Source organism: Methylobacterium sp. Leaf456 (genome assembly GCF_001425465.1).
Classification (GTDB): Bacteria; Pseudomonadota; Alphaproteobacteria; order Rhizobiales; family Beijerinckiaceae; genus Methylobacterium.
Map to the genome: position 1 here is coordinate 1 of NZ_LMQV01000028.1, position 7509 is coordinate 7509.

General features: G+C 65.8%; 6 protein-coding genes. 3 read left to right on the forward strand and 3 right to left on the reverse strand.

Annotation, left to right across the window (positions count from 1 at the left end; translation table 11 throughout):
* The 3 genes from ASG52_RS15480 to dctA all read right to left on the reverse strand — a co-directional run.
* Positions 1–389, reverse strand: a 389-nt coding sequence (locus ASG52_RS15480; protein WP_156383989.1) for a VOC family protein, incomplete at its 3' end; no start/stop codon positions are given.
* Positions 390–590: 201 nt separating this feature from the next.
* On the reverse strand, positions 591–1754 hold the full coding sequence (locus tag ASG52_RS15485; protein WP_056244920.1) for a mandelate racemase/muconate lactonizing enzyme family protein: 1164 nt from the start codon (positions 1752–1754) through the stop codon (positions 591–593).
* Between the two features lie 62 nt (positions 1755–1816).
* Positions 1817–3148, reverse strand: a complete 1332-nt coding sequence (gene dctA, locus ASG52_RS15490; RefSeq protein WP_056244923.1) for a C4-dicarboxylate transporter DctA — start codon at positions 3146–3148, stop codon at positions 1817–1819.
* A 142-nt stretch (positions 3149–3290) separates the two neighbouring features.
* Here dctA and ASG52_RS15495 point away from each other — a divergent pair, with 142 nt between their 5' ends.
* From ASG52_RS15495 to ASG52_RS15505, 3 genes are all read left to right on the forward strand, one after another.
* The gene (locus tag ASG52_RS15495) at positions 3291–4190 is read left to right on the forward strand and encodes a LysR family transcriptional regulator (RefSeq protein WP_056244927.1); all 900 of its coding nucleotides are present in this window, start codon (positions 3291–3293) and stop codon (positions 4188–4190) included.
* Between the two features lie 239 nt (positions 4191–4429).
* A complete protein-coding gene (locus tag ASG52_RS15500) occupies positions 4430–6085 on the forward strand; it encodes an NAD-dependent malic enzyme (RefSeq protein ID WP_056244929.1) in 1656 nt (551 codons plus the stop codon).
* Positions 6086–6107: 22 nt separating this feature from the next.
* Positions 6108–6407, forward strand: coding sequence for a hypothetical protein (locus ASG52_RS15505; protein WP_056244932.1), 300 nt, complete (start codon positions 6108–6110; stop codon positions 6405–6407).
* Positions 6408–7509 lie beyond the last annotated feature (1102 nt).

Here is a 7509-nt window from a genome sequence, read left to right on the forward strand (position 1 = left end):
CCGAAGGATGTGTCCGTACGCTGCAGGATTTCGATGCGAACGCCGTCCGGACCATCGATGAAGATGACGCGGAGCCCAGGCCGGGCCTCGGTGATGCCGGAAACGACTCGTGCGTCGCGATGCCGGAGCTCGCGCATGGCCGTTTCGATGTCGTCGACGGCGAGGCCGATGTGCTCAATTCCGAGATGAGGCGGCACGACTGCGCCGCTGAGGTCGTCTGGGGCTTGCTCGATGAACAGCGTCAGGCCGCCCAGGGAGATCGTCACCCGGGTGACGGCGGGAGAGCCGTCCCGGCGGATCTCCCGACCGCCGAGGTTGTCGACGTAGAACCGGGCCGCGGCGACGGCATCCCGGCTGCGCAGATGAAGGTGGTCGCAGCGGCAATCCATCGGTCCCGTCCCTTTCGTGGCTCCGNTGTCGACGTAGAACCGGGCCGCGGCGACGGCATCCCGGCTGCGCAGATGAAGGTGGTCGCAGCGGCAATCCATCGGTCCCGTCCCTTTCGTGGCTCCGGCTTCGCGCCGGACAATCGGCATCCGAGTTCCGTGCGCCGGCGGGACCCACGGCCCGCCGGCGCCCTCGACTGGCTGTTACTCGGCCAGTTCGCGCATGACCTTGATCAGGTCGGACTTGCCCTCGAAGCCGATGCCCGGCAGCTCGGGCATCACGATGTGGCCGTTCTCGACCTTCACGCCGTCCGGGAAACCGCCGTAGGGCTGGAACAGGTCCGGGTAGCTCTCATTGCCGCCGAGCCCGAGGCCAGCCGCGATGTTGAGCGACATCTGGTGGCCGCCGTGCGGGATGCAGCGGGAGGGCGACCAGCCGAACTGGTGCAGCACGTCGAGGGTGCGCAGGTACTCGACCAGGCCGTAGGACAGGGCGCAGTCGAACTGGAGGTAATCCCGGTCAGGCCGCATGCCGCCGTAGCGAAGCAGGTTACGGGCGTCCTGATGCGAGAACAGGTTCTCGCCGGTGGCCATCGGGCCCGGGTAGAACTCGGAGATGGCCGCCTGGAGGGCGTAGTCGAGCGGGTCGCCGATCTCCTCGTACCAGAACAGCGGGTACTGGCGCAGCATCTTGGCGTAGGCGATGCCCTGTTCGAGGTTGAAGCGGCCGTTCACGTCGACGGCGAGCTGGGCCTCGGAGCCGATCTCCTTGAGCACGGCCTCGATCCGGCGCTGGTCCTCGTCAATCGGCACGCCACCGATCTTCATCTTCACGACGTTGTAGCCACGGTCGAGGTAGCCGCGCATCTCGGCGCGCAGCTGGGTGTCGTCCTTGCCCGGGTAGTAGTAGCCGCCGGCTGCGTAGACGAACACGCGCGGGTTGGCCTCGACGCCCTTCTGCTCGGCGAGCATCCGGAACAGCGGCTTGCCGGCGATCTTGGCGGTTGCGTCCCAGATGGCCATGTCGAGGGTGCCCACCGCCACCGAGCGCTCGCCGTGGCCGCCGGGCTTCTCGTTGGTCATCATCGCCGCCCACAGCTTGTGGGGGCAGAGGTTGTCGCCGGCCTCGTTCAGCTGGTCCTTGGTCTCCAGCTCCAGGATGCGGTTCTTGAAGCGCTCGCGGATCAGGCCGCCCTGGCCGTAGCGGCCGTTCGAGTTGAAGCCGTAGCCGACGACCCGACGACCGTCGCGCACGACATCGGTGACCACCGCCACGAGGCTCGCCGTCATCTTCGAGAAGTCGATGTAGGCGTTGCGGATGGGGGACGAGATCGGCTTGGTGACCTCGCAGACATCAACGATACGCATGGCTGTTCTCCCTGGGTTGTGAACGTTTGGTTGGGTTGGAGGGCTGGCGTGGATCGCCAGGCCTAGTGGGCGACGGCCACGGGGCGGGGCAGTGCATGCCCGGCCTCGGTGTCCGGGATTACGTCTTCGGCCGCGACCTCTGCTCGGTTGCGGTAGGCGTCCTCGGCCTTGGCGCGGTCGAAGGCGCCTTCCCATTTCGCGACCGCGATGGTGGCGACTGCGTTGCCGATCAGGTTGGTGACCGCCCGGGCCTCGTTCATGAAGCGGTCGACGCCGAGCAGCAGGACCAAGCCGGCGACCGGGACGGTGTGGATGCTCGACAGGGTCGCGGCGAGGGTAACGAACCCAGCACCGGCGACGCCGGCCGACCCCTTCGAGGTCAGGAGCAACACGCCGAGGACGACGAGCTGGTCGCCGAGGCCCAGGGGCGTGTTCGTGGCCTGGGCGACAAAGATGGCCGCCATGGTCAGGTAGATGCAGGTGCCGTCGGCGTTGAAGGTGTAGCCCGTGGGCAGCACCAGGCCGACCACCGACTTCTCGCAGCCGAGCCGCTCCAGCTTGGCCATCATGCGCGGCATGACCGCCTCGGTGGAGCAGGTGCCAAAGGTGATTAGGATCTCGTCCTTGAAGTAGCTGAGCAGCTTCACGAGCGAGAACCCGGTCCAGGCACAGACCGCCCCGAGGACGACGCCGACGAAGAGGATCGAGGTCGCGTAGACACCGAGCATCAGGTAGGCGAGCGACCAGACGGTGCCGAAGCCGTACTTGCTGATGGTGAAGGCGACGCCGGCACCGGCACCGATGGGAGCCAGGCGCATGACCATGGCGACGATGCGGAACAGGGCATCGAGCAGGCTGTCGATCACCACCACGACCGGCTTGCCGCGCTCACCCGCCTGCACCAGTGCCAGGCCGAACAAAAGTGAGATCAGGATGATCTGCAGCATGGCCCCCTTGGCGAAGGCGTCCACCATCGTCGAGGGGATGATGTCCATCAGGAAGCCGACGAAGCCCGGTTGGGCCTCGGCCCGCTTGGCGTAGCCGGCGATGGCGCTGCCATCGATGGCATTGGCGTCAATGTTCATGCCGACGCCAGGCTGCATGACGTTGACGACGACGAGGCCGATGACGAGCGCGAGGGTCGAGACGACCTCGAAGTAGATCAGCGCCCGGACGCCGATCCGGCCAACCTCCTTGAGGTTGCCCATCTTGGCGATGCCGACGACGATGGTGCCGAAGATGACCGGGGCAAGCAGCATCTTGATCAGCTTGATGAAGCCGTCAGCAAGTGGCTGCAGGGTGATGCCTACGTCCGGCAGGAAATAGCCAATCAGGCCGCCGAGTATGATGGCGATGAAGACTTGTACATAAAGACGGCTAAGCCATGTTTTCATGGCATTCCTCCTCCCTAAATTGCTCTCTGAGCGTTTGAATAAGGCGCCCCTCTTTTGAGGGCTTCGAGGGTTCCATACGTCTGGACACCGTCGAGCCGCCAATGCCATGTTCGGAACGCGCTATGCGTGAACGGTATCGGGCATGGAACTGGACTGGCTGAAGGACTTCCTGGCCCTGGCGGAGCAGAAGACGTTCTCGCGGGCCGCCGAGGTGCGCCATGTGTCGCAGCCCGCCTTCAGCCGGCGCATCCGAGCCTTGGAGGAGTGGGTCGGCACGTCCCTGTTCGTGCGCGGCGCCCAGGGCGCGACGCTGACGCCGGCCGGCGCACGCTTCGAGCCGGCTGTCCAGAATCTTATCCGTGACCTGGATCGGGCCAGGCGGGACACGAAGGCGGTCGGCGCGTACGATACCGCGACGCTGTCGATTGCCGCGACCCACGCCCTCTCGTTCACGTTCTTCCCGAACTGGATACGCGGGCTGATGCAGCAGCAGGCGCTCGGGACGCTGAACCTCATCTCCGACAGCATGGAAGCCTGTGAGCAGATCCTGCTCGCAGGCGAGGTGCACTTCCTCCTCTGCCACCATCACCCGGACGCCCCGACCCGTTTCGAGGCGGAGCGCTTCCCCAGCGCGCCCGTGGGCGATGACGTGCTAGTGCCTCTGTGCGCCGCCGACCCTGACGGGCGACCGATGTGGCGCCTGCCGGGGACCGCCAACGCCCCGGTCCCCTTCCTGGCCTACAGCCAGGCCTCCGGGCTCGGCCGGATCCTCGCGGCGTGCCAGGATCGGACGCGAACCCACATGACGACCGCGCTGACCTCCCATCTCGCGGCCACGCTGATGACCATGGCGCGTGACGGGCATGGCATCGCCTGGCTGCCGCAGACCCTCGCGGACGAGCATCAGGGACGCAGTCAACTCGTCCGGGCGGGGCCGCCGGAGTTCGACGTGCCGATTGAGATCCGTCTGTTTCGCTCGCTCGACTGCCGCAACAGGACGGCCGACAAGCTCTGGGACCATCTCAGCCGGTCAGGGACCTAGGCGCGCTCGTCGCCACGGGAGCCAACTGGCCGGACCATCGTCGGGCAGGGATCGCGGGACCGCGCCTGCCGGGGCGATGCGCCGCGAACATAACGTGATGACGAACCGGCATTAGCCTCGACCCCCCACGAACGCTATCCCTCCGCGAAAGTGCTCAAACCGGCATGGACCGGACATGATCGGATCAGTTTCCGCCCTGCGGCGTGCTGGTATCGACTTAATCAAGGGCGGAGGAAATCATGGTCGCGGCGCGCAGCGGGCTCGATATACTTCGGGCCCCCCTCCTGAACAAGGGAACCGCGTTCACCGAGCAGGAGAGGGACAAATGGGGTCTCCATGGCCTGCTCCCTCCCCTGGTCGCGACCCTCGACGAGCAGGTCGCCCGCCGGTTGCAGGCCTTCCGAAGCCAGGCGAACGACTTCGACCGCTACGTCTTCCTGAGGGGGCTACAGGACAGCAACGAGATCCTGTTCTACGCCCTCCTGAGCCGGCACCTGGAGGAGATGTTGCCCATCGTCTACACCCCGACGGTGGGGCTCGGCTGCCAATCCTTCAGTCAGCACTTCTGGAAGCCGCGCGGCATCTTCCTGAGCTATCCCCACAAGGACCGCATGGACGAAATCCTCGCCAGCCCGCGCTTCGATGACGTCGAGGTCATCGTGGTGACGGACGGCGAGCGTGTGCTCGGCCTCGGTGACCAGGGCGCCGGTGGCATGGGCATCTCGATAGGTAAGCTCGCCCTCTACACGGCCTGCGGCGGGATCAACCCGGCCAAGACGCTGCCGCTGTTCCTCGACGTCGGCACCGACAATCCCGAACGCCTGGCCGACCCTCTGTATGTCGGCTGGCGCCACGAACGCGTGCGCGGGCAGGAGTACGACGACTTCATCGAGGCGTTCGTCGAAGCCGTCCGGCGGCGTTGGCCGCACGCGCTGCTGCAGTGGGAGGACTTCGCCCGGCACAACGCCACGCGCCTCCTGGACAGGTACCGGGACCGGCTCTGCACCTTCAACGACGACGTCCAGGGGACGGCCGTGGTCGCGGCCGGCACGCTCCTGTCGACCGTCAACGTCACGGGCGTCCCGATCAAGGACCAGAGGATCGTCGTGCTCGGCGCCGGCGGGGCCGGCTGCGGCATCAGCGTGCTGCTGCTGCGGGCGATGATGGAGGACGGGCTGAGCGAAGCCGAGGCCTACTCGCGGTTCTACCTCGTGGACCGGGACGGGCTCTTGGTCGAAGACATGCCCGGGCTGCTGCCGTTCCAGGAACCCTTTGCCCGGCCGCGTGACGTCGCCCAGGCTTGGCAGCTCGACCGGGACGGCTATGTCGGCCTCGCCGATGTCGTGCGCAACGCCCGCCCGACCACGCTGATCGGCGTCTCGGGGCAGCCGGGCGGTTTCCCGGAACAGGTGATCCGGGACATGGCGGCGGGCGTGGAACGGCCGGTGGTCTTCCCGCTCTCGAATCCCAACTCGCGCGCGGAGGCGACGCCGGCCGATATCCTGGCCTGGACCGACGGCCGCGCCGTGGTCGGCGTCGGCAGTCCCTTCGCGCCCGTGCTCGACGGCGCGCGGTACAAGCGGATCGACCAGACCAACAACTCCTACGTCTTTCCCGGCATCGGGCTGGGCGCCATCGCGGTCAGGGCGCGCCGCATCTCCGATGGCATGCTGATGGCCGCGGCGCGGACGCTCGCCGCGGTCTCCCCGACCCGCGACGACGCCGATGGCAACCTGCTTCCACCCGTCAGCGAGCTGCGGGAGGTGTCGCTGCACGTCGCCGAAGGCGTGGCAAGGCAGGCGATCAAGGAAGGCCTGTCCGACGTTCCGGCGGATGCCGACGTCAAGGAACTCGTCCGGCGGCACATGTGGCAGGTGGACTACGCCACGGTCTAGCGGCTTGAGGGCAGCGGGTACGATGTCCGAAACGAAGAGCCCCGCCTCGGAGCTGAGCACGTCCGAACTGGAGGTGCTCGCCGCCCTGGACGAGCACTTCATGTGCGCGTCGGTGATCAAGATCCGCGCCGGCTATTCGAGCGCCGTCCTCGTCGAGGGCATATACCGCGCCTGCGACGAGCTGGTGCATCGGGGCTTGGCCGAATGGAACGGCTGCTGTCTGGGATACAGGGCGCGTTGGAGGCTCGCCGGCGGCGCCAAGCCGATCGCGGCGGCGACGGACGGGCATCGACGGTCCCCGCGGCCCAGGACCGCGAGTTAGTTCAGGATGCCCCGGAGGCCGCCGCCGCGACGGATGTGTCCGGGCTTTGGTTCGCATTCCGTCGCCGATGAAAACCCAAACGCCGCGGTCCCGCGAGAATATCAGGAAGACTGCGTGACCGCCTTGTCGTGGCTCAACGTCGGGAACGTGCCGTTCGAGCATACTGAGAGGAAGTATTAGCGGGCAGACCCGAGGTCTGTATGGGGTCATTCTCATCGTCGAGTTTTACGCCCATTTTAGTTCGCTTTCGATCAGACCCTGTCAAAGGCTGGATGTACGCTTTTCGCGTGCAACGCCGGAAAGCAGATGGTCAAAATCCACCCATCCCAGACGTAAAACCCTACCTCATAGACGGCCTCGAAGCGGACCTTTCCAGGGTCCGCAACAATGGGAAGCGGCGGTTCAGCACCGGCTGACCCAATGTCGGCTCATGGCGCGTAGCCGACCAGTCGGCATGCGAACTCCTGACCCCAAGCGGACATTCGAGCTGTGGCCGTTGAAGGTCCGGATGGGGTGGAAAGCGGCGGTTAAATAGGTGGGGCCTAGATTTCTGCCTCGTGTCAACAGCCGGCATTAAGCTTTTTACCGCCCAAGCGCAGCATATGCGCGCGAGAGGATCTCTATTGATGGTCTCGAATGAGGTAATTATACTGTATCTGATTGTCACGGTATAAAGAAGATGAGTAGCTTCCACGCAACACTCCGTTGAGCAACTGGCTTTTGATATGCCTGTGTCGGAGCAAGGAACACGATGGGTCATGCAGCTTGCCGAATGCTGTCGCGGCCGGAAACCGGCTCGCTTGCGTCATATTTCTTGGGTGGCCGGTTGGCCGAGAAGCAGCGTAGCAGCACGTAGAGGACCGGCATCAGGAACAGGCGAAGCCGCAGGCGTTTCGCCTCGTCCTCGGCCCGGACCGGCCTTGCGGGAGTTGGCGCGGGTCTCGCTCAGCGCCTTCCCGAGGCGAGACGCGTAGTCCTTAGGGATCAGCTCTAGAGCTGTTGCCGACCGCTGCGAGTCGTTCGGGGTTCCCTGGCACGGCGTGATCTGATTCCCTTTGGTCCTCGACAGGAGGATTGATGGGCTCAGCGTTGTCATCGGATC

Coding starts and splice junctions, on each gene's coding strand:
- ASG52_RS15485 (WP_056244920.1), bottom strand. CDS start 1,754: ATGCGTATCGTTGATGTCTGCGAGGTCACCAAGCCGATCTCGTCCCCC.
- dctA (WP_056244923.1), bottom strand. CDS start 3,148: ATGAAAACATGGCTTAGCCGTCTTTATGTACAAGTCTTCATCGCCATC.
- ASG52_RS15500 (WP_056244929.1), top strand. CDS start 4,430: ATGGTCGCGGCGCGCAGCGGGCTCGATATACTTCGGGCCCCCCTCCTG.
- ASG52_RS15495 (WP_056244927.1), top strand. CDS start 3,291: ATGGAACTGGACTGGCTGAAGGACTTCCTGGCCCTGGCGGAGCAGAAG.
- ASG52_RS15505 (WP_056244932.1), top strand. CDS start 6,108: ATGTCCGAAACGAAGAGCCCCGCCTCGGAGCTGAGCACGTCCGAACTG.